1 protein-coding gene is annotated in these 255 nt (G+C 56.5%); it reads right to left on the bottom strand.

The features are described from left to right. The coding region (locus WCE05_RS26535) for a transposase (protein ID WP_368816909.1) at positions 1-255 on the bottom strand (255 nt) is incomplete at both ends.

Below are 255 nucleotides of genomic sequence, written 5' to 3'. Positions count from 1 at the left end.
AAATCGGCTTCAGCTCCTTGGCCAGAGCCCGCCGCTTGTCCCAGGCCGCGAAGTCGAGGCTGTTGCGGATCAGGTGCACGATGCACGTTTGCAACGTCGTCTCTGGAAACACGGCACTAAGAGCCTCTGGCATACCTTTGAGGCCATCGGTCACGGCAATCAGCACATCTTCGACACCGCGCGTCTTGAGATCGTTAAAGACCTTCATCCAAAACTTCGCACCCTCGGTGTTCTCGATCCAGATGCCCAGGATAT

This window comes from Pseudomonas sp. I2 (genome assembly GCF_040984075.1).
Lineage (GTDB): Bacteria > Pseudomonadota > Gammaproteobacteria > Pseudomonadales > Pseudomonadaceae > Aquipseudomonas > Aquipseudomonas guariconensis_B.
This window is presented reverse-complemented; position numbering and strand designations above follow the sequence as displayed.